We start from the raw sequence: 25,168 nt of genomic DNA on the forward strand, positions 1-25,168 counted from the left end.
CCTCAATTCCTCATCAGTGGTATCAAAATTGGTATCACTAGGTGGCTGTCGCTGACTGTCCGGTTTCGACCCATAGCAGCCACTCGCATAGGGTGGTAGGTCCATGTTCAGTGCATATTTGTAATCTCGCCGCAAACCACATTGCTGCGGCGAGACCAGATCTTTTCAGTTTTCGTACCGCAGCGTCACGGCGAAGTTGCGTGGTTCGCCGTAGTAATTGCCCAGGTTCGAGTTATAGATGGCGGAGTAATAATGCTTGTCGAACACGTTGTTCAGGTTCAGCTGCGCGCTCAGGTTTTTGTTGATCTGGTAATTAGCGTTCAGATCAACGAGGTTGTACGCTCCCTGCTCCACATTACCTAGATAGACCTTGCTCTGATGATAGAGGCTACCACCTACACGCCAATCGCCCAGCTCGCCGGGCAAACGATAATTGGTCGCAAGTTTAACCAACCGGCGCGGGGAGGTTTCGGTGGCGTAGTCGGTACCTTTACGGGTTCCGCCAATATATTCAGGGTGGCTGTAGGTGTATCCGAGCACGGCGTTCCAACCGGGGAGAACTTCTCCAGAAGCCTCTACCTCAAATCCTCGGTTGCGGACCTTGCCGCCCTCCTCGTAACACGTTGAGCTACGTCCTGGCCCGCAGATACGTGGTGCGCCAACAACCGCTTGGGGTAAGTGGCTTTGGTCAACCTGGAATACCGCCACAGACGTATTGAGCAGCCCGTCGTAGAACTCGTTCTTGAGGCCGATTTCGTAGTTGCTGCCGGTGATGGGGTTGAGCAGTTTGTTGTTGATGTCGTAGTTGCTTTGAACCTGATAAATCTCGGTGTAGCTGGCGTAAACCGAGGCATCGTCAGTGAGGTCATAGACGACGCCAGCATAGGGTATGACTTTTCCATTTTCCTTGAAACGGTCTTCATAGTCAGAAGACGTGTAGTCAACCCAGCTGAAACGGCTGCCCAAGATCACATGCAGATCATCGCTGGGGTTCAGTCGGGTGGCGGCATAAAGCCCTTTGTCCTTGCGTACGTTGCGGTACTGGATACGCTCGTAGCTGTAGGTGGGCGAAGCCACTTGTGAAGGGGAAAAATCAAGAATATCGACCACGCTTGGGTTGTTGTTGTAGCGCGACTCGTTGATGAACCGGTCTTTGCGCGCGTTAGCGCCGAACACCAGTTCGTGGCGCTGACCGAGCAGGTAGAATGCACCGTTCAGCGCGGCATCAAGGCTGATTTGTTCGTCGTCGTATTTTGTATCGTTGGTGGCCAGCCGGAACTGGTCGTTACCAATGTTGTTGCCGTAGAGCCCGAGAAAATCGGCATTCGACCACATGAAGTTAGTATTGACGGTCAGTTTCCAGTCATCATTGAACGCATGCTTGATGTCAGCAAATACCGTGCGATTGATTTTGTTCAGATGTGCCCAGCTTGGCGCAAAAGAAGCCGAACGCGACAGTGGATAGAAGCGGCCATTGAGTTGAGTAGGCAAGCCGCCCCAGTCATAACCGCCGTGATAATCCTTCTGCAACACGGTCCCAAGGCTTACCGTCGTATCTTCGCTCAAGTCGGCTTCGCCAATGGCGTAGAACAACTGGTTTTCTTTGTCGGCACGGTCTACAAAACTATTGCCGGCATCGTATAGCAGTACGGTCCTGCCCCGCAGCGTGCCCTGTTCGTTCAAAGGCCCACTCACGTCGATCTGGCTGTGGTAATGATCCCAGGAGCCGCCGCCGATTTCTGCTTTGAGCTTATAGGTATCCGTTGGCCGCTTACGCACCAAGTTGATGGCCGCCGAAGGGTTTCCCGCACCCTGCATCAGGCCGTTGGCGCCGCGCACAAACTCTACCCGGTCGTAGATGGCCATGTTGTTAACAGAGGTCACGTCCATCGAGTAGCTTTCGGAAATGCTAGTCGGTACGCCGTCGTATTGCAGGTCGTTGACCTGGAAACCCCGGGAGAAATAGCGTGATCGTTCGGTACCGAAATCCTTGGTTGTATTGATACCCGTGGCAGCCCTGGCAACGTCTTCGAGGGACTGCATGTTTTGATCATCCATTTGCTGACGCGTGACGACACTGACTGACTGCGGTGTTTCTCGCAGCGAGAGGCTCATCTTCGTTGCTGTGTTGGTGCTACCGGTCGTATAGGATCTCGACCCTTCGGTGATGGCGCCCAGCCCCGAGCTTGTTACGTTGGTCACGCCCAATTGCATTGAGCCCGACGGAGTGGCCGGCAATACCACGTAGCTGTTACCCCCACCAGCGACCGCCTGCAATCCAGAACCGCTCAGCAAGACTGAAAAGCCCTGATCGATGCTGTAACGGCCGTTGATGCCCCGGCTTTGCTTACCTTCGGTAAGCCCGTTGTCAAACGACAAGACAACGCCTGCTTCGGTCGCAAAGCGGTTCAATACGGTAGCCAGCGATCCGGCCTCGATAGCAAACTCCTGCTGATGCTGCGCACGAGCTGTTTCTTGGCTTTCGGCAGCACGGGTAAGCGCTGGAGTGGCCATCAACACCGATACACCAAACATGACAAGGTACAGCGCGCTTTGGGTGTTCAATTTGGCGGTGAACATGCCAGGAAGGGGATGCTGCATGCTTTCTCCTAATGCGGTTGTCGGCGTTTTATGAGGTATCTGCAAAAGGAGTCGCGCTGCCGGGGGCAAAGTGACAACGCGTTTTGAAAATTTTTTGGCTCCGTTGTTTTGGCCCGAAAGTCGATTGCCCTAAGGCCACCATTTTACTATATTGCGATTAATTCTTATTCTCTGCTTGGCACCGACATGTCGTCTGGCAACCCTATCGCGACGCTCTACAACGACCATCAACCCTGGCTGATAAGCTGGCTGCGCAAGCGCACCGGGTGTTCGCAAGCGGCGGCCGACTTTGCCCAAGACACCTTTGTACGCGTGTTACTCGCCGAGCGCCGTGAACCCCTGGCGGCCACGCTCAATGAGCCACGTCATTTCCTGGTAACCATCGCCAAGCGGGTAATGATCGACAGTTTTCGCCGCCAGTCAGTAGAGCGTGCCTATCTCGAAGTGCTCGCAGCACAACCTGAGTCGTTCGAAGTCTCGGCCGAGGAACGACTTGCCCTGCTTCAGACACTTCTGGAGCTGGATCGCATGCTTGACGGACTGGGCGTGAAGGCGAAAACGGCGTTTCTGATGTCGCAGGTGCAAGGGCTTACTTACCCTCAAATTGCGGAACAACTACAGGTGTCCGCCAGCTCAGTCACCAAATACATGGCCCGAGCCACCGAACGTTGCCTCTTGTATTTCGTGCACAATCCATGGTGACCAACGACGCCCAGCGCCAAGCGCTTCGCCATGCTGCGCAGTGGTTCGCGCAACTGTCCGCGAGCCCTGATGACCCGGCACTGCGCGCACAGTGGCAACGTTGGCACTGCCGAAGTGCGGAGCATGAGTGGGCATGGCAGCAGTTGACCGAATTGCAGGCACGCCTTGGCCGCATGCCGCAGCAATTGACTTGGGACGTCATGGAAAAGTCCACCCTGCGCGAAAGCGGCCCAAATCGCCGCACCCTTCTCAAAGGGCTGCTGCTGGGTGCCGGGGCGAGTTCATTGGCATGGCAGGGATATGGCATTGTGCCAAAATGGATGGCCGACGTTAAAACCCGCATCGGTGAACAGCGCCAAGAGGTACTTGCTGACGGAACCTTGCTGGTGCTCGATACCGATACTGCGCTGGATGTTGTCTTCGACGCCAGCACCCGCCTGCTGATTCTTCGGGCCGGGGAAATTCATGTCACTACAGGCAAAGACTCCCGCCCGTTCCTGGTACGCAGTGCCCAAGGTGAGCTGCGCGCTTTGGGCACTCGTTTCGCCGTGCGCCAGCTCGACGGGCTGACGCGTCTTAGCGTCTACGAGCATGCCGTGGCGGTACGTCCTGAGCAGGCTGACGATGTGGTCGTGATCGAGCAAGGACAATCAGTGACTTTTGATCGTCAGAGACTGAGGGGCTCGCAGGCGTTGAAAAGAGGCGAAGAGGCCTGGGCCCAGGGGCGGCTGGAAGTGGAAGGCTGGAGGCTGGACATACTGATCGATGAGTTGCAGCGCTATTGCCCCGGCTATCTTGGCTGCGCGCCCGAGGTCAGCCATTTGCGGGTGTCGGGTTCGTATTCGCTTGGTAATATTGAGCTGACATTGAACACTATCGCCCGTTCGTTGCCAATCCGAATCCAGCAACTTACCCGTTACTGGACGCGCATCCTGCCGGCTTGATGATTCGCGACTTTGAAAGGTCGTGCCTCATACGATCATCGGTTCTCATGGTTCGCTCTTGGCCCCAACTCTTTTCCATGAATGACTGCAATGGGTCGAGAGCTGCCGGTCGCAAGTGACCGCTATCGTCCCATAGCGGTCGTTCGGAAAGGGCCGCAATTGGCCTGAAGCAGACGGTACGCGATACAAGCGATGTGCCGTCTCCGAAGTACTACCTCTCCAGGCCTAATCACTAGGTCATCAAGCCCTAGCCGCAGGTTTGAGTCGGAAGCTGACGCCCATACGGTTGAACGCATTCATTGCGGCAATGGCCGCTGTCAGGTCAACAAGTTCCTTTTCTGCAAACACCGCCGATGCGGCTGCATAAGCTTCGTCGGATACCTGAGTCTCGCTTACCCTGGTGACTTCTTCCGCCCAAGCCAGTGCTGAGCGCTCCTGATCCGAGAACAAATATTGCGCTTCATGCCATACCGGCACTAACAGCACCTTGTCCACTGACATACCTGCTTTGATCAGATCGCGTGAGTGAAGATCAATGCAATGAGCGCAGCCGTTGATTTGAGACACCCTGAGAAACACGAGGTGGATCAACGAGGCTGGCAAATTTGTCGCGGTGGTCACGAAATGATGCAGGCCGCCGAGGGCCTTAGCTGCACCAGGCGAAGCTTCAAACCAATTGAGACGATTCATGATTTTTTCCTTTGTATGAGCGATGAAGAGCGTGGCCGCTTGTTGGCATACGGCCCAGTTGAGATACAAACCTATGCGCTTGGAGTAGATGTCGGCCTTGAAGCGGACTTTAGACTTGACCTACTCGACGGCTATGCCTACCAAAAAACGCCTGCACATCACCGTACCCTGTTGCCCTTCCAGTACTCAGTGACTCCCCCCCCTTGGCGGTACCCTCAACGGTGAAATAATGCACCTGAGTGAGACCAATGGTGGCGAGGACGGCCGACAGGTAGGGGCGCAGAAAGTCTGGTTGACGGGGCTGTGGACCGCTGATGTGGCCCCCGCTAGCGATTGCGACGTAGACCGGACGATCCGTCAGCTTTCCGACTTTACCTTTGGCGGTGCCAACAAAGGTTTTACCCACGCGTACCACCTGGTCGATCCACATCTTGAGTGGGGCGGGCACGCTGTAGTTGTGCATCGGCGTGGCAATCAGCAATACGTCGCATGCTTGCAATTGGTCGATCAATTCGTTGGAACGGCTCAACGTACTGTCCCGCCCGCTTACCGTGACTATGCGCTGATTGGCTAATGCCTGGGCGTAAGGCGCATCGACGGGTGCCAAGGCGTTGAGATCTAGATCGGTCAACTGGATACCCCTTCTGCCGGCCTCGGTGGCCAAGGCAAACAGGATCTGCTGGGACAGCTTCAGACTTTCCGAATGGTTTGCGTTGGGGCTGGCGACCAGGCGAAGAACGCGCAAAGGAGCAAGTGGCGGTCGGGACGATGTCATGATGTTTGCCTCCTTGGATGTGTGCGGGTTATGGCGTATCGAACTGTTTTTGAAAGCGCATTGCACCCGTCAGCAGGCCTTCACGGAAGTAGAAACGTTGCGCTCCGGCGTTGGCCAAACCTGTGTCGAGCACCAGGCGCGCACAGCCGCTGGCGCGGGCCAGTCGCTCCAAGGCTTGCAACAGGCGCGCCCCCCACTGGCCACCCCGATGAGCCTCGGCGGTGACAAGGTCATCGACATACAGGAATGCGCCGTAGACCAGGTTTTCCTGTAGACGGTAGCCAGCCAATGCCACAAGGACGCCTGAGTCATACGCGCCAATGAGGTGATAGCCTTCAACACGCATACGCTCGATGCGGCTGGTGAAGTCGGCTTCGCTGGTCAGATGAGGGCGCAATTGCTGCATTACCGGGAATGCGCTGCACAGGTCATGGATGTTGTCCAGGGGACGCAGGGCCGTGTCGGCCAGGTCGAGCACGCTGGGTATGAAGTTGGTCAACGTAGATGTCATGGGATTGGCCTCATGCGTAAGTGATGGCGCTATATTGGACTACCATTGACCTACTTGATTGAGCCAAGAAATGGGATACGAACTAGTCCATGATGACTTCGCTAAAACCGCCTTTCGCCCCCTTGGAAGAGCAGTCCGCTCTGCCTCTGTATCGCCAACTCTACGACCGCGTGCTGGCCGCCATTGCCGCCGGCACGTTGTCCGCCGGTGACCGCTTGCCGTCGGCGCGCGCCATGGCCAAGGAGCTGGGTGTGGCCCGTGGTACCGTCGAACTGGCCTATTCACTGCTAGCCAGCGAGGGCTACCTCCTTGCGCTCGGGCAGAAAGGCACCGTGATCAATCCTGAACTGCAGAAGCCCGGGTTGGCGGCCAGCACATCACCCGTCAGCAGCCGGGTGATCGAAGATTCCCCTGATTCGCTCTGGCGTCCACCGCAGCTGTTGCCATTCCAGATGGGGGTGCCGGCGCTGGATGCTTTTCCGCGCAAGATATGGGCGCGTCTGGGTGCCCGGTATCTACGCGGGATGCGTCTGGGAGATCTGGACTATCCGGCACCCCACGGCCTGCCAGCGTTGCGCAGCGCCATCGCCTCGTATCTTCAGGTATCCCGAGGCATCGATTGCGGTGCCCACCAGGTGTTTATCACCAGCGGTTGGCGCAATAGCCTGACGTTGATCGCGCATACCTTGTTGCAGCCAGGGGCGCGAGCCTGGGTGGAAGACCCGGGCTATCCCCCCACGCGCCAAGTGCTTCGCCAATTCGGCCTGGAGCTGGAAGCGGTGCCGGTTGATGCCGATGGCATGAACGTAGAGCATGCCATCGCGGGTGGCGGGGCTACGCAGGTCGCTATGGTGACACCGGGGCATCAGAGCCCGCTGTCGATGGCACTGTCGTTGCCACGCCGACAACTGCTATTGGATTGGGCTGCCCGCACCGGGGGGTGGATTGTCGAGGACGACTACGACGGCGAGTATCGCTACGTCAGCCGTCCACTCCCAGCACTGGCCAGCTTGGATCGCCATGGGCGCGTGCTGTATGCCGGGACCTTCAGTAAGGTGCTGTTTCCCAGCCTTCGCCTGGCTTATCTGGTGGTGCCGCAGGCGCAGGTGGCAGCGTTCGAGCGCGTCGGCCGGGCCTTGTTCGCTGCCGGGTCACCGTCAATTACCCAGGCCATGGTGGCGGAGTTCGTTGCCGAAGGACACTTTGCCCGGCATATCCAACGCATGCGCCGCATCTACAACGAGCGACGGGCATTGACCATCGAAGCACTGGAGCGAAGTTTGCCGCAGGGTATGCAGGTGGAGCGCTCGCCGGGCGGTATGCACCTGGTACTACGTTTGCCGAAGGACGTAAACGACACCGCCCTGGCCGAGCAGTTGCTGGGCAGGGGCATGTCGGTACAGGCGTTGTCGCGCTGGGCTGCCTCGTCGCAGCGTCAGTCGGGTCTGCTCCTGAGCTTTACCAACTGCGCCACGGCTGCTCCTGGCGAGCAGCTTGGCGCAGTGATCAGTACGTTACTCAGTTGAGGTTGGCCCTGCTCAGGCCGAACAGTTCATCGGATGAGCCCGGAATGGCCTGGAAAGCTACGTTGAGGCGGTTCCAGCCGTTGATGGCGACGATCAGGAACGACAGATCCGACAGCTCCTGCTCGGAAAACTGCTCGCGCACACGCGCATAGAGGCTGTCGGAGATACCATGAGGCGATAACTGGGTCAGGGCTTCGGTCCACTCCAGCGCCGCTCGCTCTGCGGGCGTAAACAGCTGCGACTCACGCCAGACGGCGACGTGGTGAAGACGCAGCTCGCGCTCGCCATGGATCTTCGCCTCTTTCACATGCATATCCACGCAGAATGCACAGCCGTTGAGCTGCGAAGCCCGCAACATGATCAGGTGGGCAAGATCGACCATCAACGGCTTCTTGCTCAGTTGCAGGGTCAACTCCACCAGTTTGTTGGACGCTTGGGGAGACAGCTTGAAGTAATCGAGGCGGTTGTTCATGGGCAGGTACTCGCAGGGGGTTAGTGTCCGTTGGAGCCCACTCTAGCCACGCTTGGACTAGCCACACAGAGCCAAGATGGTGATTTCGAACTAGACCATGCCTGTAGCGAAGTGCGCCATGATGATCCCGTCGAGCAGTAGAGTCGGAGAGGCGCTACAGGCCTCTTGCTGCTCTTTCGCGGACGGTAGCTTTGGGTCGATAGCTGTCACTGGCTACCCTGTGCTTTCCTCTCATAGCCGTCGTTCACACAAGCCGGCTCAAGCGACCTCCTCATGCTCGATCAGTGCCCACAGCCTCGCCGCCTCGGTGAACTCCAACATGTCAGCCAACTGGTCTTCGTCAACGTCGCTGCGTCGGTGCGCGGAAATCGCGAGCTCGGCAAGCACCGCGGCCCTGCCATCAGGATCGGTCAACAAGGCAGGCTGGTCATTCAGCTCGGCCAGCCAGGCGGACGGCAGGCTTAACATTTGACCGTCCACAGTTGATCTATCCGTGTCGTATAGGATTGACTCATCATCTCCCTCCTCATCCCCCAGTCCGGTGTCGCCGGCACGCTGGCGGCCCGCACTGTCCCCCTCCCCCAGCGCTCGTTGATGCCATCCATAACCTGCATCAGCCTGTCACATGCCACCGACTGTTTGAGCGCGAACAAATCCTCTGAAAATTCGCCCGGCTGCCGCAGATCCATCAACAGCACCTCTGCCTTGCTGTATCGAAACCCTGGCCTGAAGATCCGGCCAACCGCGTCGGTCGCCAGCCTGGTCATCAGCAGCGTGTCGCAGGTGGGGTATGGCAGTTCTACCAATGCCCCTTGGGCGTGGTGCGCCTCATCCGGGTTGAACATCCCGGTGCGGATGCTGACGCGCATGCGCTTGCACACTGAACCTTGGGCCCGAAGTTTTTCCGCTGCTCGGCCAACGTACATGGCCACTGCCTGCTTGATCGGCGCTAGCTCAGTCAGCCGCTTGCCGAACATCCGGCTGCAGCAGATCTCCTGCTTCGGCGGCTCGGCCTCATCCATCTCTAGGCACGGCGTACCCGCCAGTTCCCGAGCGGTCTTCTCCACCACGACACTAAATTTCTGACGCAACGTCCAGGCATCCGCCTTGGCCAGATCCATCGCCGTGTGAATGCCCATCGCTTCAAGGTGGGCAGCCATCCGCCGGCCAACTCCCCACACCTCTTTCACCTCGGTATTGCGCAGCACCCAATCTCGCTTGAAAGGATCGGTGATGTCGACCACGCCGCCGGTCTGGGCCTGCAGGCGCTTGGCCGTGTGATTGGCCAGCTTGGCCAGGGTCTTTGTGCCGGCGATCCCAACCCCCACTGGTATGCCGGTGCACTGGAAGATCCTGGACCTCAGCTTTCGCCCGAACTGGGTCAAGTTTTCCTGAATACCGGACAGATCAGCAAAGCACTCGTCGATGCTGTAGATCTCGGTGGCAGGCACCATCGACTCAATCAGCGACATGACGCGCTCGCTCATGTCGCCGTAAAGCGCGTAATTACTGCTGAAGGCCATGATGCCGTGCCGACGTAGCTTGTCCTTCGCCTGGAAGTACGGCTCGCCCATCTTCACGAATGGCTTGGCGTCGTATGACCTGGCAATCACGCACCCATCGTTGTTGCTCAGCACAACGATAGGCGTCTTGGCCAGGTCGGGCCGGAATACGCGCTCGCAGCTCGCGTAAAACGAGTTGCAATCGATGAGCGCGAACACCTGATCACTGCGCATGGTCGCGAACGCTGTAACGCACAACGCCCCATACGACGAGATCATCGCCCTCCATGATGTACCGCGGCGGATACGCCGGATTCTCCGACTTGAGGATCACCACACCATCGCGTCGGTGCAAACGCTTGCACACAGGTTCGCTGTTAACGGCAGCAATCACGATGTCGCCGTGCTCAGCCTCGCGGCCTCGGTCTACGATAACGAGGTCACCCGAGTAGATGCCTGCGCCTTGCATGCTGTCGCCTTCAACTTTCACTAGATACACATGGGGCGCGCGGAGGTCGAATAGCTCATCCAGGGAAATATGGCCCTCCAAGTGGTCCGCTGCAGGCGAAGGGAACCCGGCCGGGACGTGGAATGAGTACAGCGGCAGCGGTTCGGTACCACCGGTAGGCGTACCCAAGAATGTGATGGTCATGACGGAAGGTCCAATGCAAACTGTATGCATATACAGTAAATCTGGCATCGGGTGCCAGGTCAATCCTGGGCGGTGAAATTTCTGACGGGCGAGAGGTGGAAGATGTGCGGACGGTACTCGATCTACGAGTCGATGGATCACTATCTGCGCCAGCTATCGTTGGACCTAGTGGTCATCAACGGCTACGACCATGAGTCGATCAACCGATACAACGTAGCGCCGTCCACTCGGGTGGAAATCATTCGCCAGGCTGGGGATGGGTTGAGTGTGGATCGGGTCAAATGGGGATGGTCGCCTTTCTGGGCGAAGGGGAAGCGTCCGGATCCGATCAATGCTCGGGCCGAGACGGTAGTGACGGGGAAGTTCTTCAAGGGTCTATGGCCAAACGGCAGAGCCTTGGCGCCTGCAAATGGCTGGTTTGAATGGCTCCCTGATCCAGCGGACCCAAAGCGAAAGCAGCCCTACTACATCACCAGCGTCGACGGCGGCCCTCTGTACTTCGCGGCACTTGCTGAAGTGCACCGCAACCTCGAGCCGGATGAGCGCGATGGATTCGTGATCATAACCGCGGCGGCCGACCAAGGGCTGGTCGATATCCACGACAGAAAGCCTCTGGTGCTACCCCCTGATACTGCCAGGGAATGGATGGACCCTGCCACAACTCCTGAGCGGGCGGCGCAGATCGTCGAAAATGGATGCCGGCCTGCGCAAGATTTTCGCTGGTTCCCAGTAGGCAAGGCCGTCGGAAACGTGCGCAACCAAGGACCAGATTTGGTTGAGCCAATTCAGTGAAGCGGCGGAAGATCCTTCCCGCGCGCCTTGGCAATGACACGAAGCTGGTAGTCGGACACGACCTGGAACAGCGACTCGGCCAGAAGGCGTAGGCGCTCAACTTCATCCGGCGGTGCGCCTAGCTCCTGAGCCTGGTGATACTCGCGCATAGCGTCGATAGCCTGCTGAATCAGCGGCTCTCCTGCCTCTACCATTCCGATAAATGTGCGCTTCTGCATTGTCACTTCATGCCAAGGCCGACCATTCATTACCGAAGCATGGTACCTGGACGGCAAATTTCCAAGCTGTTCGATTCATAGTTTTGAAATGCTGCAGATGGCCCGGGTTGCTGGCATAATGCCGGGTTTGTAACGGATCAGGAAAGCGTACGGATGCTGGGCGAATTTTTTGGAAGAAAGCGGACTGCACCACCGACTGTCACTCAGGTGGTTTCTGTCCTAAACCGATTGTCTGCATCTGCCGGCGGGGTGACGCGGGTGTCGCTCAACCGATCTGCCATTCTGGCGAATAACGGCTTCAGGTCGTGCATCGTGTCAATCGACTGGGACCTTGGACTGCAAAGCTCTGTCCAGTCCCTACGCATCAGTGGTCAGTTGGCAAAGTCAGTCCTGGCACTGAACTTCTTCTTCTATTACTGCCAATCCTCCGTTATGCGCCGCTCAGGAACCAAGGTCACGGACCTTGAGCAGCTGTCTGTCAAGGTGTCATCCAACCTTCCAAAGCGGAGGTCCCGATTCATCGGCCTGACCGAATTCCAGAGCCGCGAATACATGAACAGCTTCGGCGATGTATTTGCCCGCGAGATCCTGGATGCTGAAGGAAACTCAGTATCTTTCGAACTGGTAATTGATAGCGAAAGATCTAAACAATACAAAACCCGTGACGAAGCATGCTCGGCGTGGCTTGAAGAGCTTGCCGGCTACGGCGCACATACGGTCATTATCTCCGACGCATCTTCAACAAGCGACGTTGTGACCAATGTCCTCGGCGGCAAGATCTCCAAGGTTCTGACACTCCATGGGAACCACTTCATGGAGCCGTTCACCTTCGGCAGCCAGATCAAGCCTCGCAGCCAGCTGATCATTGATAACTCCAATAGCTGCGATGCGCTTGTACTGCTCACTGAAAGCCAGAAAAGAGATATCGAGCAGCAGTTCGGGGACGCGTCTAACGCTGTCGTCATTCCAAACTCGGTTACTGAGTTTGCTATAAAGCAAGACGTTGTTAGAGATCCGAACGTATTCGCAATTGTGTCGCGACTCGAGGGTGGCAAGCGCCTCGATCGCGCCATTCGGGCCTTCAAGATCGTAGTAGAGCGCAATCCCAAGCTACAGCTGGAGATTTGGGGTCGCGGTGCCTTGGCTGATGAGCTTTCTGAGCTAATTTCTGAGCTAGACCTTGAGGACAATGTTTCTCTTAATGGCTACACCAGAGCTCCACACGCCGCCTACTCACGGGCTCGCTGCACCTTATCTACCTCGCTGTCTGAAGGTTTCGGCCTGAGCATCATCGAGTCGATGTCGATGGGAACGCCAGTGATTTCGTTCAACACCAATTACGGCCCGATCGAAATCATTGATGACTACACCAACGGCTACTTGGTGGAGTCCGAGAAAGAGCTAGCCGAGCGCATTCTTGAGATTGCGGAAGACGATGTGGCATTCGAAGCCCTGTCGAAAGGCGCCCTGGCAACTGCAGCCAGGTATTCCTCCGAGCGAATCGGTAAACAGTGGATTGATCTGGTAAACGGACTGGTGCATGCCGGCGCCACTCCGAAGCATGGCTCGAAGAGCAGGTCCATCGAAAATTCCCACTCCAGCAGCTCTGGCACCCTGTTCATCTCGGCTGATGACATCACCGAAGAGATCTCCCAGTCTGCCCGGCATGTCGAGATCATCAAGATCGACAGATCGAAGCAGTTCAACGACAAGATTTCAAAGCTGGAACCAGGTGTCTATCGGATCAAGAGCCTGAAACTTGATGAAGAGTCGTCCCGTTACGCCATCAAATTTGCCCAGGGCCCAAAGACCCATAAGGGCACCATTCCACACAAGTCGTTCACGCTCCGGTTGATCGGTTAAGTCCACCCGGCTATGGCCCCGGCATTTGCAGGGGCCATTTCTGCATCAGTCCCGTAGCCACCCTTTCATTTCTTTCGAATTTCGTCGCTTATGGCCTCGCAAGCCTGCCCGGCTATTCGGCTTCGCTCAAGCGCTGCTGCGCAGCTGCCCGCCATTCGGTCAGACTCTTCAAGCAATCCCCCGAGCACCACGACGGCAGAGGTTCTTGCCTGGCGCTGCTGGGTAGCGATGGTATTGCAGGTGGCTCGGTGGCCGGCGCGCAGTCGGTCGATTTCGCCGCGCAGGCCGTCAGCCCGAGACTCAGCAGCAACAGCCCTGCCTTCAAGATCGGTGTATTTCTCATCTGCTTTCCTTCCGGCTTCGTCCGCCACTGCCTGGCGGCGCTGTTCTTCAGTTCTGGCCTGGGCGGCAGCTCGGCGGTCGCGCTCGGCAACCTCCAGTCGGTAGCTGGATAGCTCAGACCTCGCGGCCAATGTCTCCGACTTCCCCGCTCCTACGCGAATTTCCTGGCCTCCAGCAACCAGCATTAGGGTGATCAGCCACCAGCACCAGGCCGGTACCGCGCTCAGCCAGTTCACGCGAGTACCCCGCCAAGCTCGACCCAGCGCCCTAGCAGCTTGTCCAGTCGGTGCGGGTTCTGCCCATAGTCATTGCCAGGGAAGCTGGCCCAGATGTTCGAGCACTTGGCGATGGACTGCTGGATTCGTCCGGCCTTTATGTCGTCCAGCGCCCGACGCTCGCGGATCTGCTGCAGAGCTATGCGATCCTGGTTCTCCGGAGTGAACCCGCCAGCCAGTCGTAGGCTAACCCGGTAGGCATTCCAGTACCGCTCGAGCAGCTGGTACCGGCCGGCGGCGGTGCTGGTAACCGGCTTGCCGTTGATGCGGAATGTCAGCTTGCGCCGGGGGTGATCTGCATAGCCCTGGAATAGGCCGCCGCCGTACAGCACGTTGTATCCGTCATCGCTGCCTTTGACGGTCGAGGTCCCCTCTGAGAAGGCGATGAGATCCAGAAACCGGAGCACGTTCGCGCCTCCGGCTTGGGCTTCTGTGAGTCTAGCCATGGTTTCTCCAGGCGAAGATAAGCCCGCACATGGCGGGCTGCACGAACTTCAGGCACAAAAAACCGCTCAAGGCGGTCAGATGCATATTGTGCAGATCAGGCGATGCCGTACTCGGTCTTTAGGGCAGCGACCAACTGCGCCAATTGAGCTAGGTTGGTTGGGCTGGTGCGGAGCGATCGGTTAAATACAAAAGTGTCCCCGACTTTCGCCAGGCGCAGGCTGTTGCCGCTGCCGTGATAACCGATCTCCAGATAGCTGTCTGCCGCAGCAGCGCTTGCTGTCGATTTGGTGTTCTCGACGAAAGTGTCCACCTGATTCACCGCGATAGACACTTTCTTCGTCGCGTCGTCGTAGTCCACTACAACGATTGCCCATGTCCCGGCCGGTCGTGGTGTCTCGGCATATGGGGCGCTGTTGGTGCTTCCGTAGGCAATCAGTCGTTTGACTTCAGGGGAGGCTGTGGTGGTGTCATACCGCAGGACTGTCGCAATCGCGGTCTCCCCGGTATATCCCATCATGAAGTTCAGTCGGTTCGTTGGCTCGGTAATCGATACCAGCATGACTACCGTATACGACGTCGGCATGCTGCCAGGCTGGAAAGCCAGCGACCCAAGGCTGTCATCGGCGGAGAACCCAAGCGCAGGCTTTCCGCCAACAATGCTCAGGCGCAGCACCGATGGCGACGAGCCCTTCTGAAGCAGCTTCTCACCGGTAACCCGGCAATACCCGGAGACACCGCCCTCCGGAAGTGCGACGAGGCTTTTGGGTGCCATGGCCCGGTGAATGTAGGGCATAGAGGATGCAATGCGGTCGGCAGCCGAAACATTGAGCTTCACTGCGCCAGGTGCTGCAGGTGCCTGGATGCCAGGCAGGACAATCAGTTGACCTCGCAAAGCCATGAGGTGCACTCCATCAGTTGGTGACTTGAATTCTTTGGTGGCAGGCCCAGTTGTAGACCGGGGTGCCGGTTGCATCGAGGTCAGGAGCGCTATCGCGGATGCAGGTGCGAGCGCCCGTGGTAGGCCCTGCCCGACTGCCAGCAACACCGATGTCGGCAATCCCCACCATTTGCCCGGCACCGGTTGGTTCGGCGTCCAGGGTCAGGCGAAGGGTGTCGTAGCCGAACCGCTCAACCTTAACGACCGACGCACTGGAGGCGCTATCGATCCAGCGCAAACCATACATGCCAGGATCAGTGACGTTGACAGTGTCGATAACCAGCGGGCCGGTGGGCACGTGGAATCGAAGATCAACCTGTAGCCCATTGCGCGTTGCGGACACACAATGCAGCGGCAACCACTTCTGTTTGGCGATGATCGCCCGAGCCGCACGGGCCACCATGACGCCGTCGCGAGCGTACGAGGCGGCAGGCAGGTGGATTCCATCATTGTTGCTCGGCAGCCAGTACTGCGGCCCGGCCATCACAAACTTTTCGGGGTTTTCCAGCGCTGCTTGCAGTTGCTCGTGCGGGATATTGCTGAAGGATCGGTTGTAGGCCGACGCATGCCAGTTGCTCATCTGGGTCAGCAGCATCGGGATGGTGTTCAGCTGCCCGGACACTCCCCGCAGGTCGGCGTCATAGTCAGTTTGCAGCTGCAGCAGGTGGCCGATGTACACCCCGGCAGCCATACCACCGTCATGCTGCCCCTGGTTCCAGCCAACAAAGGGAATCTCGTAGCCATAGCCAAGCCGATCGGCCTCGGCCTTCGCCGCTGTCGCGGCGGTGATGCTGTTGTTGTAAGGGATGGTTCCCTTGTTCAGAGAGGTGATGCCCTGGGCGCCGCGGGAGTGGTCGCTGGTGATCAAGCCCACATCAGCAGGCAGGCCACGCAGCCGATTGATGTTTGCTGCCGCCTGCAGCGCTGGTGACTCCAGGGACTTGGCGGTTAGCGGCTTGAAGGGGGCAACCATTGCTGCAGTTAGGGTTCCGGTTTCATCGCTCAATTGCACGCCGTCATTGAGAGTGAAAAGCCGATTTGCAGCCGGGGGCTGTACCGTAATGGGGCTTCCCGAGCCGATACCACGCATCAGCGACTGGCCGTTGAAAAGGATGTGCAAGAACTTCTTCACGTACGGAGCCACCGCCCCAGAAGCGGGAAGATCGAGCGATTGAGCGCTCACGGTGTTGAAGCGCCGCAGGAAGCTGACAGTACCAGACAGCAGCTCGGGGTCGGTGTTGTCCCCATTGGAAGTGAGCTGGTAGGGAATCCCGCTCACCAGCACCCAAACATCGCGCTGCCCTGGCGGCCCTTCCACCCACGCCATAGACGTAGCGGCGCTGGCCGGCGGCTGATAGAACACCACCTCCCCGTTCCACTTGATACCCAAAATAACGGTGTCGTTCTGGTCACAAAGCGCCCAGGCGAAGTCACCAACAAGCGAAAGGCCTGGCAGCCGGTCGAGGATCGCATCGACGACGCCGTCTGTCCTTACCCCTAGGATTACCCGAAGCAGCTCATCGGTAAGGGCCCATGGGTGAGTTTCCGACATGTTGCGGGGTGGTGCAGTCTCTACGGCGAACTGGGCGCTGTCCTGCACCTGCTTCACCTTCTTGGCATTCGGGTAAGTATCAACGAACACCGCAGCGCCTGCTGTGTTGCGGTACACGTTCACATACTCGTCGTCAGCGCTCGAAAGAACGCTGAAGTTCGTGCCGTCCGAGGTGCCTGCCAGCCCCAGCGCCACAGATGCATAGGGCATGGCTCCCCCGAGCAAGGTCGCCAGGTTGATCATCACCAGCGCGTTCGTCGGGCGCATTTCTCCGCCACCAACATCCATCATCTTGGGAACTGGCGACAAAAGCAGTTCGTTGGTCTTGTCGATCGTTTGGGTCAAGCGCGCGAGATCTTCGGCTCCGCTCATGTTTACTCCAGGCGAAAAAAAGCCCACCGAAGTGGGCAGGAATTAGGTAGCCGTGGCGCCTGGCCAAGACTTCGTGTACCAGCGCTGCAGCAGGGCGCGCAGCTGGGCGGTCATCACCGTGATCGGCATACCCGCAAGCAGTGAGGTGAACTCGGCCTCGTCAACGATTGGCAGTTCGAAAAGTTCGAGCGTGGCCGTATAGCGCCACAGGTCATTGCTTACAAACTCGGGACCGGTGTAGATGTCGGTGAACCTGGCTCGATGCGGCTTCAGCCCCAGAGGCGTTCGAAGCGGGCAAAGAAACCAGTCGGCCCACCCTATCCCCCACTTGCACCACCCTTCGAACAGCTTTGCCTCAGCCGTCGAGAGCAACCAGCTGACAGGCAGCAGCGTGGGAACGCTGCCGAACCGCCGCCGTTGCATGGCCCGACCGCTGGACATCGTTGTCCTGATGATCGGGCTCACGGGCCTGAAGCCGTATCCATCCCCCACTGGCAGCGGGAGATCATCCGGAAAGGTCAGCATCCTCAAGCATCCTCGGGTGCAAAGTTGTCGTCATCCGCGTAGACACGCGCGTCGTAGTTCACTGCCTCCATATCCGCCGAATAGTCGCCAGGCTCGATGGACGTGACCAAGACCGGGTAGCACCACCTGGTCGAAACACCGAACAGCAAATGCGGCGGCTCGATCTCCAAGGAAAGATCCGGCACAAAGTCAATCGTCGGGATGACTACTCGGTAGTCGTCCAAGCGCGCAGCTGCCCATGGCCCGCTGACAGACCCGTCAGGCCTGCGAACTGCAAGCACATGGGCCTTTCCGGGCTCCCAGGTGAACGGCTCGCTGCTTTCCACAACAACCGGCCCTTCCCCGGCGGAACAATCAACCATCACCGCCGACTGGGCGTAGCCTGGAATGTCATCAGCTACGGCGTCGTAACTGAGGTACCCGCTGTTGAGCGCGGAAAGCTCGGTGCTCCAGCTGTAGCTCTTGGTCTGGTAAACCTGAGCCCGACGCTGCCGCATGCCATACCGCCAGGCGCGATCACGGTCAGTGACGCCATCGAGCGTGATTTCCTCGACCCTCAGGAATGCGTCGCCGTCCAGCTTGCACTTCACCGTTTCTTCCGCCCAGGTCTTACCGTCTCGGTACTTGATGAGCACCCCGTCGTAGTCATCCGGCGGCGGCAGCGTGAACGCGCGCTTCAAGGAACTGGTCATGTTCTGCGGCGTGTACATAAAGCCGATCTGGGCGCGCAACTCATCGCGCACAGGGGTGATCCGCCCTCGCTCGAGCGTGAACTTAGCAAACCCGGCCTTCAGCGCATCATTCAGGGCATCCTTGACCGTGCCGGCTTCCTCGACCGAGAAGTCGAAATAGTCCCCGCGACTCTGCCAAGTGGCGCCGTAGCGCACGAACTCTTCAATATCCAGGTCGTCATCGGTCGCGCCTGCATCCTCCGCAACGTAATGAATCCAAGGCTCGATGTTCCGGGTGGCCGTAGGCGCAGACCAAGACCCATCGACCAGCACCGGAAGCTTGCGCGTGCCGATCACCGACACCTGATTTTCGGACTGCGCCGACAGCTTGGTACCACCCCGGGCATATACGGCGAGCACCGTCACACCCTGATAGCGCAGCGGCGCCTTGTCGATGCGGGCGCGCATGCCGTACCACTGCACCCTGTCCTGCTTAGTGTTGGCAGTAGACTCTTCGCCGATTCGGCGAACCCGAATTTCGCCGCGCATGTAGGCCGGGAAAGTGACTGATCGGGTGAACGCGATTTGGTCTCGCCGGGTAGCAGTGAAGGTCCAGAAGACGGAGGTCCAGTCCCCTGCCGTGCTGACATCGCGATACTGCGCCTCAACCTTCACACTGACCTGCCGCTGGCTGCCGTTCTTCTCGGTGTAGCGGATCAGGCCGCTCGGGAAGAAGAAGTCCAGCTCCACCCGGCGTACGGTCTCGCCTTCCGGGCAGACCACGAATGCCCCCGCCCAGTCGCCTTCAGTGGTTGAGCCGTCCAGCACGGCACTTACGCCATTGCTCTGGATCGCATCGAAGCCATCCCATTCATCGTCAACTGCACCGGTGTCGGTCAGACGAACAACTGTGATGGCTGAGGGGCCGTGGCTCTCGTCCTCTGGGGTCTCATCGTCATCTTCTGCGGAGTCATCCGAAACTTCCGTGATCCGGTAGCGCATGTCGCGATACCCGATTGAGGAAAACAACTCACCGGTTTGCAGGCCAACGGCCGGAGCGCCACCGTCATATGACATGGTCATCCAGGCATACTGCCCATCCGTTGCCGCCTCAGACTTAACGCCCGTCGCAAACACAGGGCTTGACCCCAGAATGTCGACGGCCGCGCCCGTGATGGTCAGCCCGGTACCGGTGAACGGTGCGGCCTGCTCAGCAATCCTCAGGTAACCGCCCGACGCGCTGGCGACCAGCGGAGTGCCGGCCAGAGCAGCGTTTACCGCAGACACCAGGCCGGCCAAGTTGCTGGTGGCAGTAGTAAGGGCTATCGGGAAATCGCTTGCCCCACGGGAAACCGTGAAGCTCAGCGGCGTCACATCGAAGTTGAAGCGTGTCGGTGCGGCGCTGCCGGTAACCATCGAGGCGCTACCAGGCACAGCCGGCGTGCCAGGAACCTCTGGTGTATAGCTGGCCACCACGTACTCGCCGGCATTGGCGCCCGATATCTCAATACGCATGCCAACAAATGGCTGCAGCATAGGCAGATGCGGGCCGCTAACCACCGTGGCGCTGCCGTCAACCGGTGCGGTGAACGTGAACGGGTACGGCACGTCGATCCGAGCGATCATCCCGCTGTCCCAGCCGAGGGGGAACCAGCCAGCCCCCTCCGGAACGGTCAGCACATGGTCGGCAACCAGCACCGATTCGCCCGTAAACTGCTGGGCAACAGTGGTGGTGGTGGTGAGCGTGAGCCCCGCCCCGCCGGTGCTGGTTGAACCAACCTCGGTGGAGTTGTGCCACCAGAGCCTCGCCGGCTCATCTGCCAGCGACTCGCCTGGGCCATAGATTCGGTATCGGGCGGTGCTACCAAGCGAAGCGATCGGGGTGTCGCCGATCTTCACGTCGGTGGGGTTGATCTCAAACTCACCAACGCCAACGCACAGCAGCATCTCCACCCACTGCTCCGTCTCGTTGACGAAGTAGTGCCGAGGCGGCACCAGGTAGTCTGGGAAGATCCGCGTGCGGCCGGCGACCTCTCGGATTATGTCCCCCACCTTCACCTGGTTGCCGGTGGTCTTCGCCAGATTAAGGCTCTGCCCCTTTTGCGACTTGTTCGTCGGGGTGGCCAGCGGCTTCTGCGTGAGCATGATGACGCCGACCGCCACCACGGCGGCCACTACGGCCCACACAGCCACCTCAAGACCTGTGCCCTTGGGCTCTGGGTAAATGCGGACGGTGTCCATGGGAGCGAATTCGACCTTGCCCCAATGGGCAGGTGCTATGAAAACCCCATTCACCTCAATGCTGATGGGCGGCGACGAGCGCGGCCCATACCCTGGCACATTGCGCTGCAGCCACCCCTCGATCGTCATCACCTTGTCGGTTCTGTGGCGCTCCAGGGGAGAGCCCTCAAGCTTGCTCGGGTAGAATTCGATCACGGTGATAACTCACTTTCAGATACTGATCTTGAAATCGCCGAAGCGGCTTGATGGTCGCCCCGCTGGGCTTCATCTCCAGGCCATGCAGCCGGCCTTCGGCCTCAACGATCAGCGCAACGTGGATGCAGATATCGCCCCGCCAAACGCAGGCGATAGCGCCCAACTCCGGCTCACAGCGTTCCATGCCGGCGGCTTCGTGGTTGACTGCCCGGGTGAACTCCATCGGCATGGTGTTTCGGACATAACCCCAGCTCGGCAGTAGCCGCAGGCCATACACCTCATGGCGTACAGCCCTGGCCATCCCCCAGCAATCGAAGCGCGCAGGGCCGCGCCCGCCGTCCTCGTAGGTGGCGGCCAAGTAGCTGTCGAACATCACACGTACCTAAGGCAGGGGGCGAAGCTCAAGTTGTACTTGCGCCTTGGCCAAGCCAAATTAATGTAGTCGGTGTAACCAGCCTGCAACTGCACGCTGGCCCCTTCCATGAACCCGCTGAGCACAGTCATTCGGTACGGTTTCTCCGCAGGCGCGGACAAGTCGGACGATAGGAAAATCCGGAAAACCAGAGTGATCTTCTGCCGGGCCTCCAGCGCTTGGTCGATCAGCTGCTGCGCTACACCAGTGACGTTGTCGATGGCAAAGGTCAGCGTCTGGCTACCACTGTCGTCGCGCTTGGGCAGCGCCGCGTCGAAGGCAGACGCGGTGAACTTCACCTTGGCGCCTGTTTCTAGCGCGGCCACAACATCATCGAAGCCAGCGCAGAGGTAAATCGGCGCCGGCCAGGCTGGGCAGCGAAGCTCAAGGGTCGGAATGATCCACGCCTTGCCGCCAGAGGCGTACAGCGTTGCAATCGCGGTCATCGCCCCACCCTTTTTGCCCCGTAGATTTGTTCATAGGCCTTGGCCAGCACACCGCCTTGGCGGATGTTTGCCACGCAGATATCAAGGATCTGACGTCCATCAGGGCCCGTTGACATCTGAACTTGCCCTGCGCGACTGGCATCCTCATACAGGTTGACCTGGGGAGCGGGCTGAGCCGGTGCCGGCCCGCCCGAGGCCACTGAATCAGCAGTGGGCGCCGAAGAACTGCCGGGACCGCCAACGAAGGCAGCACGGCCGTCGCTGATGGCCTCCAGCGTTCCGACCCCGATACGCGCAGTTGCCTCGGCATCGAACACGTACTCTCCGCGGTGCACCGGGCCGGCGACCTCATCCTTGCGGCCGTGGCCCGTATAGCCGCCATCCATGAAGCCCACGCCTGACATCGCGGTCATGCCCACGGCCGAGGCCAGCGGGTTGGCGATGGTGAGCGCGGTGGCCATTGCACCTGGTGCCAGGGCCGGGCCTACGATCGGAATGGCCGCAGTGGAAGCGAAAGCAGCCAAGCCAGCCTGCAACGCGGTCGCCTGGGCGTTCGCCGCCATCATTCCTGCGGCGCTTGCCTGGGTTGTCTTGCCGACAAGGAGCTGGACGCCTTGATAGATGAGCCACTGCGCGGCCATATCTACCAACGCGCTGAGCACCGACTCGGCAAAGCCGCCAATCATGTTGGCCAGCGCATCACCAGCACTTTCAGTATCGGTGGCGACATCGGTCATGAAGGTGTTCAGCTCGCTACGAGCGCTGCCCAAGATGCTTGTGGTTGCATCAGCTGCCTGGGCCGAGTAGTTCCTTGCCTCATCGGCATAGTTCGCCCAGGCCTCACGCACCCCGTTCATCCAGTTGGACTGCTGCTCGTCCACGGCTGCGTAGTAGTTCTGCTGGTTCTCGAGCTGCTTGTCTAACTCCTGCTTCAGGATCTCGGTTTCGCCGGCGTACAACTCTGGACTGATCTGCCCAGTGTTACGCTGCTCGTTCAGCGCTTTGAGATCCGCGACATACTTCTGCCGCAGAGCAAGCTCAGAGCGCATGCGGTCACGTGCCTTGTCCCCCATGCCTATGCCAGCAAGCTCTTGTTCGAAGCCGTCCGCTTGGGTCTGGGTGCCACTCTGCTGCGCGGACCTGAAGGCGCGGAGCTTCAGGTCATCTTCATTGGCCTTCTTGATCTTGTTCAGCACGTCCAGCTCAGCAGCAAGCTCAAGCAGGCGTTTCTGCTGCGCTTTGGACAGGTTGCCGAGCTTCCCCTCCTGGAGCTCAAAGGAAAGCTTGGCGACCTCGGTCGCATCCTTGTGCTTGTCGCCAGTGGTGTTGATCAGCTCGATCTGGCGTTTGTAGCCTTCCTCGGCCGCGTCGAAGTCTTTCAGCTGCTTTTTAGCAGCCTGTTCTGACTTGGACTCCCCCTCGCGCTTGGCCTTATTGGCCTTGTCGTTGGCTTTCTTCTGCGCCTCGATGGCGTTGGCTGCCGACAGAATCGCCTGCCGATCGGTCTCGGTGAGGTCTGCATTCTCGGCGATGTAGCGGTTTGCGATCTTGATCGCGTCGTTGTTGTCTTGCAGGCCGCCGAGCTGCTTCTGCAGGGTTTCCAGGTAGGTCTGGCCAGCGCTGCTCATGCCGGTCTTCGCAGCATTGTTCGCTTCGGTCGCGACCGTGTTTTCCTTGGTGACCCCGGTCAAGACGCGCAAGGTTTCGGCAATCAGGCCTGAACGCTGGTCAGCATCACTGACGGCGCCCGCCTGGGTGATCCACCCCTGCAACGTAGCCGCTGGCAGCTGCAAGCGTGCCCCCACCTCCTTGAGGATAGGGGCCAGGTCTGTACCCGATGCCCGAGCTTCATTCAGCCGGTCGATGATTCCTTGGTAATCGGCCAACTGCTTGTTGTACTGACCACCCGAATCCCGAACAGGTGCAGTTACAGTCGCAGAGCGTATGGACTGGGCAAGGTCGCCATAGGCATCCTTGACCTTGTCCGTGGCGTTGATCTGCTCCTGCTGCCATTTCACCAGAGCAGCTTCGCGCTGGTCCCGGTTGAGCTTCTGGAACTCCTCCCGTAGCTGGGACACGGGCTTTCGCATGTCCTCCAGGCTGACCCCAGCCTTATCCGCATTGTCGCGAAGCAGGAGGAAACTTGCCGCCGCGGTGCCGGCGAGAATCGCCAATCCCATGGGTCCGCCCAAGCCGGCAAGGAGGCCGGCCGAAGCGGCCTTCAATCCAGACTGAGCTGTTGCTACTGCGGCAGTTGCAGCGGCCTCCTTTGTCCGCGCCGTTGCGAGCTGAAGGGACATTTGGGTCTGAACTGCGGTACCGCGCGCCGCAATCGCCTCCCGCTCAGCAAGGATGGTGGCAGTCTGAGCCTTTCGCTGATCCGCTATCGCCGCCTGCAGTGTTGCCTCAGCCTGGGCAATGCGCGCAGCACGGTCAGCCCGCGCCGCTTGCACGGCCAGTCCAGTTTTCGCAACGTAGTTGGTCAGCGCAGCAGCGCCAACGCCGCCCATGGCCACGGCCACCAGGTCCACGTTGTCAGCCAGCGCAATCAGCACGCTCGCAAAGCCAGCGACTATTCCGGTTTGCTCTTCCATGCCACCCAGGAATGCCTGAATGGCGTTGCTGATGTTCACCATCGCGTCCTGCACGCTTGTGGACATGCCGGCCGCCGCCTTGCGGTTGACCTCCACGGTGTTCAGCAGGCCGGTGTTGATGTCATCGAGCGATAGCTTGCCCTGAACACCGAGCTTCCTGATCTCCTCGGCGCTCTTACCAGTAGCGGTGGCAATCGCAGTGACTATGGTCGGCATGGCGTCCTGAATGGAAACCCAACCATCCGCCTCTACCTTGCCGGTCTGCAGCGCTTTCGAGTACGCATCCAGCGCTGAGCCGGCTTTGTCAGCAGCTGCAGCGTTGGTCACCAGCAGAAAGCTGAAGCTGTCGGTGATGTCCAAAGTCTGCTGGGTGTTGAAGCCCAGGCTGCGCATAACGTCTGCAGTGCGGATGTACAGCTCTTGGGCTTCTGCCAGAGGCCGGTAAGTTTCCTGAGCAGTTTGCAGCAGGTGATCTTGGACCAGCTGGTACTCGCTTGCGCTACCGGCTGCGGCCTTCATCCTGTCAGCCATCTGCCCGTAGGCGTCGACTTGCTGAATGATCCCGCCGATCAAGCCGGCCCCAGCCACCGCCGCGAAAGCACCACGAACGAGAGTGCCGGCTTGTTGCGCTGCGGCGCCTGCCCGATCAAAAGCGGAGTCGACCTTCGCCAAACTCTGATCAATCGCCTGGGATGACCGAGCGACCAGCTGATCAGCATTGGCCAACTCTCGACGCAGCTGAGCCGTGGTCGCCTCAATCTGGACCAGCATCCCCTGGACCTGTTGGTCGGCCATGTAATTCTCCAGAACGAAAAAACCCGCCGGAGCGGGTGTTGAGCTATGCGTTTCGGCCCGTCAGCGCCTGGCGCAGTTTGTCGGCCACAGCCGAGGCGCTGGGTTTCGGCTTGGCC

The 25,168-nt window shown here is 59.2% G+C and carries 23 protein-coding genes; 5 read left to right on the forward strand and 18 right to left on the reverse strand.

The features are described from left to right. Window positions 1-165 precede the first annotated feature (165 nt). Window positions 166-2,601 carry a TonB-dependent siderophore receptor gene (locus LVS58_RS06725; protein ID WP_233690406.1) on the reverse strand — a complete coding sequence of 812 codons (2,436 nt, stop codon included), beginning with the start codon at window positions 2,599-2,601 and terminating at the stop codon, window positions 166-168. 186 nt (window positions 2,602-2,787) lie between these two features. Between LVS58_RS06725 and LVS58_RS06730 the strand changes: the two genes are divergently transcribed. Continuing rightward, window positions 2,788-3,303, forward strand: a complete 516-nt coding sequence (locus LVS58_RS06730) for a sigma-70 family RNA polymerase sigma factor (protein ID WP_186703469.1) — start codon at window positions 2,788-2,790, stop codon at window positions 3,301-3,303. Further along, window positions 3,297-4,247: a FecR domain-containing protein gene (locus LVS58_RS06735; RefSeq protein WP_189662446.1), complete on the forward strand. Its 951-nt coding sequence runs from the start codon at window positions 3,297-3,299 to the stop codon at window positions 4,245-4,247. The genes LVS58_RS06730 and LVS58_RS06735 overlap by 7 nt, the downstream gene beginning before the upstream one ends. 240 nt (window positions 4,248-4,487) lie before the next feature. Here the strand turns inward: LVS58_RS06735 and LVS58_RS06740 are convergent, their stop codons facing one another. The 3 genes from LVS58_RS06740 to LVS58_RS06750 all read right to left on the reverse strand — a co-directional run bounded on the left by LVS58_RS06740 (window position 4,488) and on the right by LVS58_RS06750 (window position 6,223). Beyond that, a complete protein-coding gene (locus LVS58_RS06740) occupies window positions 4,488-4,937 on the reverse strand; it encodes a carboxymuconolactone decarboxylase family protein (protein ID WP_179053005.1) in 450 nt (149 codons plus the stop codon). A gap of 109 nt (window positions 4,938-5,046) precedes the next feature. Further along, window positions 5,047-5,712 (reverse strand): FMN-dependent NADH-azoreductase, encoded by a 666-nt coding sequence (locus LVS58_RS06745; protein ID WP_179053006.1) that lies wholly within the window; start codon window positions 5,710-5,712, stop codon window positions 5,047-5,049. A gap of 28 nt (window positions 5,713-5,740) precedes the next feature. Further along, window positions 5,741-6,223: a GNAT family N-acetyltransferase gene (locus LVS58_RS06750; protein WP_179053007.1), complete on the reverse strand. Its 483-nt coding sequence runs from the start codon at window positions 6,221-6,223 to the stop codon at window positions 5,741-5,743. An 89-nt stretch (window positions 6,224-6,312) separates the two neighbouring features. Between LVS58_RS06750 and pdxR the strand changes: the two genes are divergently transcribed. Then, window positions 6,313-7,749: a MocR-like pyridoxine biosynthesis transcription factor PdxR gene (gene pdxR, locus LVS58_RS06755; RefSeq protein ID WP_233690407.1), complete on the forward strand. Its 1,437-nt coding sequence runs from the start codon at window positions 6,313-6,315 to the stop codon at window positions 7,747-7,749. On the opposite strand, the gene LVS58_RS06760 is transcribed toward pdxR, so the two are convergent. The 4 genes from LVS58_RS06760 to LVS58_RS06775 all read right to left on the reverse strand — a co-directional run bounded on the left by LVS58_RS06760 (window position 7,742) and on the right by LVS58_RS06775 (window position 10,375). Then, window positions 7,742-8,221, reverse strand: coding sequence for a carboxymuconolactone decarboxylase family protein (locus LVS58_RS06760; RefSeq protein WP_233690408.1), 480 nt, complete (start codon window positions 8,219-8,221; stop codon window positions 7,742-7,744). The genes pdxR and LVS58_RS06760 overlap by 8 nt on opposite strands. A 258-nt stretch (window positions 8,222-8,479) precedes the next feature. Then, on the reverse strand, window positions 8,480-8,689 hold the full coding sequence (locus LVS58_RS06765; RefSeq protein WP_110160054.1) for a hypothetical protein: 210 nt from the start codon (window positions 8,687-8,689) through the stop codon (window positions 8,480-8,482). After that, entirely contained in the window at window positions 8,683-9,957 is a 1,275-nt protein-coding gene (locus LVS58_RS06770; protein WP_233690409.1) for a Y-family DNA polymerase, read from the reverse strand. The genes LVS58_RS06765 and LVS58_RS06770 overlap by 7 nt, the downstream gene beginning before the upstream one ends. Further along, the gene (locus tag LVS58_RS06775; RefSeq protein ID WP_041166989.1) at window positions 9,947-10,375 is read right to left on the reverse strand and encodes a LexA family protein; all 429 of its coding nucleotides are present in this window, start codon (window positions 10,373-10,375) and stop codon (window positions 9,947-9,949) included. The genes LVS58_RS06770 and LVS58_RS06775 overlap by 11 nt, the downstream gene beginning before the upstream one ends. Before the next feature lie 102 nt (window positions 10,376-10,477). On the opposite strand from LVS58_RS06775, the gene LVS58_RS06780 reads away from it, so the two are divergent. Beyond that, a complete protein-coding gene (locus tag LVS58_RS06780) occupies window positions 10,478-11,167 on the forward strand; it encodes an SOS response-associated peptidase family protein (protein ID WP_233690611.1) in 690 nt (229 codons plus the stop codon). Here the strand turns inward: LVS58_RS06780 and LVS58_RS06785 are convergent. Beyond that, on the reverse strand, window positions 11,161-11,385 hold the full coding sequence (locus LVS58_RS06785) for a hypothetical protein (RefSeq protein WP_233690410.1): 225 nt from the start codon (window positions 11,383-11,385) through the stop codon (window positions 11,161-11,163). The two genes, LVS58_RS06780 and LVS58_RS06785, sit on opposite strands and share 7 nt — an antisense overlap. 153 nt (window positions 11,386-11,538) lie before the next feature. On the opposite strand from LVS58_RS06785, the gene LVS58_RS06790 reads away from it, so the two are divergent. Then, window positions 11,539-13,248 carry a glycosyltransferase gene (locus LVS58_RS06790; protein ID WP_233690411.1) on the forward strand — a complete coding sequence of 570 codons (1,710 nt, stop codon included), beginning with the start codon at window positions 11,539-11,541 and terminating at the stop codon, window positions 13,246-13,248. Between the two features lie 65 nt (window positions 13,249-13,313). Here the strand turns inward: LVS58_RS06790 and LVS58_RS06795 are convergent, their stop codons facing one another. The 9 genes from LVS58_RS06795 to LVS58_RS06835 all read right to left on the reverse strand — a co-directional run bounded on the left by LVS58_RS06795 (window position 13,314) and on the right by LVS58_RS06835 (window position 25,052). Beyond that, entirely contained in the window at window positions 13,314-13,826 is a 513-nt protein-coding gene (locus tag LVS58_RS06795) for a DUF2514 family protein (RefSeq protein ID WP_233690412.1), read from the reverse strand. After that, window positions 13,823-14,311, reverse strand: coding sequence for a glycoside hydrolase family 24 protein (locus tag LVS58_RS06800; RefSeq protein ID WP_233690413.1), 489 nt, complete (start codon window positions 14,309-14,311; stop codon window positions 13,823-13,825). The genes LVS58_RS06795 and LVS58_RS06800 overlap by 4 nt, the downstream gene beginning before the upstream one ends. A gap of 95 nt (window positions 14,312-14,406) precedes the next feature. Continuing rightward, window positions 14,407-15,210 (reverse strand): hypothetical protein, encoded by an 804-nt coding sequence (locus LVS58_RS06805; protein WP_233690414.1) that lies wholly within the window; start codon window positions 15,208-15,210, stop codon window positions 14,407-14,409. Between the two features lie 13 nt (window positions 15,211-15,223). Beyond that, window positions 15,224-17,173, reverse strand: coding sequence for a sialate O-acetylesterase (locus LVS58_RS06810; RefSeq protein ID WP_233690415.1), 1,950 nt, complete (start codon window positions 17,171-17,173; stop codon window positions 15,224-15,226). 42 nt (window positions 17,174-17,215) lie between these two features. Beyond that, complete coding sequence (locus LVS58_RS06815) at window positions 17,216-17,698, reverse strand: hypothetical protein (RefSeq protein WP_233690416.1); 483 nt, start codon at window positions 17,696-17,698, stop codon at window positions 17,216-17,218. Window positions 17,699-17,700: 2 nt separating this feature from the next. Beyond that, window positions 17,701-20,805 (reverse strand): host specificity factor TipJ family phage tail protein, encoded by a 3,105-nt coding sequence (locus LVS58_RS06820; RefSeq protein ID WP_233690417.1) that lies wholly within the window; start codon window positions 20,803-20,805, stop codon window positions 17,701-17,703. Beyond that, window positions 20,777-21,178, reverse strand: a complete 402-nt coding sequence (locus LVS58_RS06825; RefSeq protein ID WP_233690418.1) for a hypothetical protein — start codon at window positions 21,176-21,178, stop codon at window positions 20,777-20,779. Before LVS58_RS06825 ends, LVS58_RS06820 begins: the two co-directional genes overlap by 29 nt. Then, window positions 21,178-21,663 carry a DUF1833 family protein gene (locus tag LVS58_RS06830; RefSeq protein ID WP_233690419.1) on the reverse strand — a complete coding sequence of 162 codons (486 nt, stop codon included), beginning with the start codon at window positions 21,661-21,663 and terminating at the stop codon, window positions 21,178-21,180. Before LVS58_RS06830 ends, LVS58_RS06825 begins: the two co-directional genes overlap by 1 nt. Beyond that, window positions 21,660-25,052, reverse strand: a complete 3,393-nt coding sequence (locus LVS58_RS06835; protein ID WP_233690420.1) for a phage tail tape measure protein — start codon at window positions 25,050-25,052, stop codon at window positions 21,660-21,662. The genes LVS58_RS06830 and LVS58_RS06835 overlap by 4 nt, the downstream gene beginning before the upstream one ends. Window positions 25,053-25,168: the final 116 nt, after the last annotated feature.

It is taken from the genome of Pseudomonas sp. JR33AA, assembly GCF_021378985.1.
GTDB classification, from domain to species: Bacteria; Pseudomonadota; Gammaproteobacteria; order Pseudomonadales; family Pseudomonadaceae; genus Aquipseudomonas; species Aquipseudomonas alloputida.

Coding starts and splice junctions, on each gene's coding strand:
- LVS58_RS06725 (WP_233690406.1), bottom strand. CDS start 2,601: ATGCAGCATCCCCTTCCTGGCATGTTCACCGCCAAATTGAACACCCAA.
- LVS58_RS06730 (WP_186703469.1), top strand. CDS start 2,788: ATGTCGTCTGGCAACCCTATCGCGACGCTCTACAACGACCATCAACCC.
- LVS58_RS06735 (WP_189662446.1), top strand. CDS start 3,297: ATGGTGACCAACGACGCCCAGCGCCAAGCGCTTCGCCATGCTGCGCAG.
- LVS58_RS06740 (WP_179053005.1), bottom strand. CDS start 4,937: ATGAATCGTCTCAATTGGTTTGAAGCTTCGCCTGGTGCAGCTAAGGCC.
- LVS58_RS06745 (WP_179053006.1), bottom strand. CDS start 5,712: ATGACATCGTCCCGACCGCCACTTGCTCCTTTGCGCGTTCTTCGCCTG.
- LVS58_RS06750 (WP_179053007.1), bottom strand. CDS start 6,223: ATGACATCTACGTTGACCAACTTCATACCCAGCGTGCTCGACCTGGCC.
- pdxR (WP_233690407.1), top strand. CDS start 6,313: ATGATGACTTCGCTAAAACCGCCTTTCGCCCCCTTGGAAGAGCAGTCC.
- LVS58_RS06760 (WP_233690408.1), bottom strand. CDS start 8,221: ATGAACAACCGCCTCGATTACTTCAAGCTGTCTCCCCAAGCGTCCAAC.
- LVS58_RS06765 (WP_110160054.1), bottom strand. CDS start 8,689: ATGTTAAGCCTGCCGTCCGCCTGGCTGGCCGAGCTGAATGACCAGCCT.
- LVS58_RS06770 (WP_233690409.1), bottom strand. CDS start 9,957: ATGCGCAGTGATCAGGTGTTCGCGCTCATCGATTGCAACTCGTTTTAC.
- LVS58_RS06775 (WP_041166989.1), bottom strand. CDS start 10,375: ATGACCATCACATTCTTGGGTACGCCTACCGGTGGTACCGAACCGCTG.
- LVS58_RS06780 (WP_233690611.1), top strand. CDS start 10,478: ATGTGCGGACGGTACTCGATCTACGAGTCGATGGATCACTATCTGCGC.
- LVS58_RS06785 (WP_233690410.1), bottom strand. CDS start 11,385: ATGCAGAAGCGCACATTTATCGGAATGGTAGAGGCAGGAGAGCCGCTG.
- LVS58_RS06790 (WP_233690411.1), top strand. CDS start 11,539: ATGCTGGGCGAATTTTTTGGAAGAAAGCGGACTGCACCACCGACTGTC.
- LVS58_RS06800 (WP_233690413.1), bottom strand. CDS start 14,311: ATGGCTAGACTCACAGAAGCCCAAGCCGGAGGCGCGAACGTGCTCCGG.
- LVS58_RS06805 (WP_233690414.1), bottom strand. CDS start 15,210: ATGGCTTTGCGAGGTCAACTGATTGTCCTGCCTGGCATCCAGGCACCT.
- LVS58_RS06810 (WP_233690415.1), bottom strand. CDS start 17,173: ATGAGCGGAGCCGAAGATCTCGCGCGCTTGACCCAAACGATCGACAAG.
- LVS58_RS06815 (WP_233690416.1), bottom strand. CDS start 17,698: ATGCTGACCTTTCCGGATGATCTCCCGCTGCCAGTGGGGGATGGATAC.
- LVS58_RS06825 (WP_233690418.1), bottom strand. CDS start 21,178: ATGTTCGACAGCTACTTGGCCGCCACCTACGAGGACGGCGGGCGCGGC.
- LVS58_RS06830 (WP_233690419.1), bottom strand. CDS start 21,663: ATGACCGCGATTGCAACGCTGTACGCCTCTGGCGGCAAGGCGTGGATC.
- LVS58_RS06835 (WP_233690420.1), bottom strand. CDS start 25,052: ATGGCCGACCAACAGGTCCAGGGGATGCTGGTCCAGATTGAGGCGACC.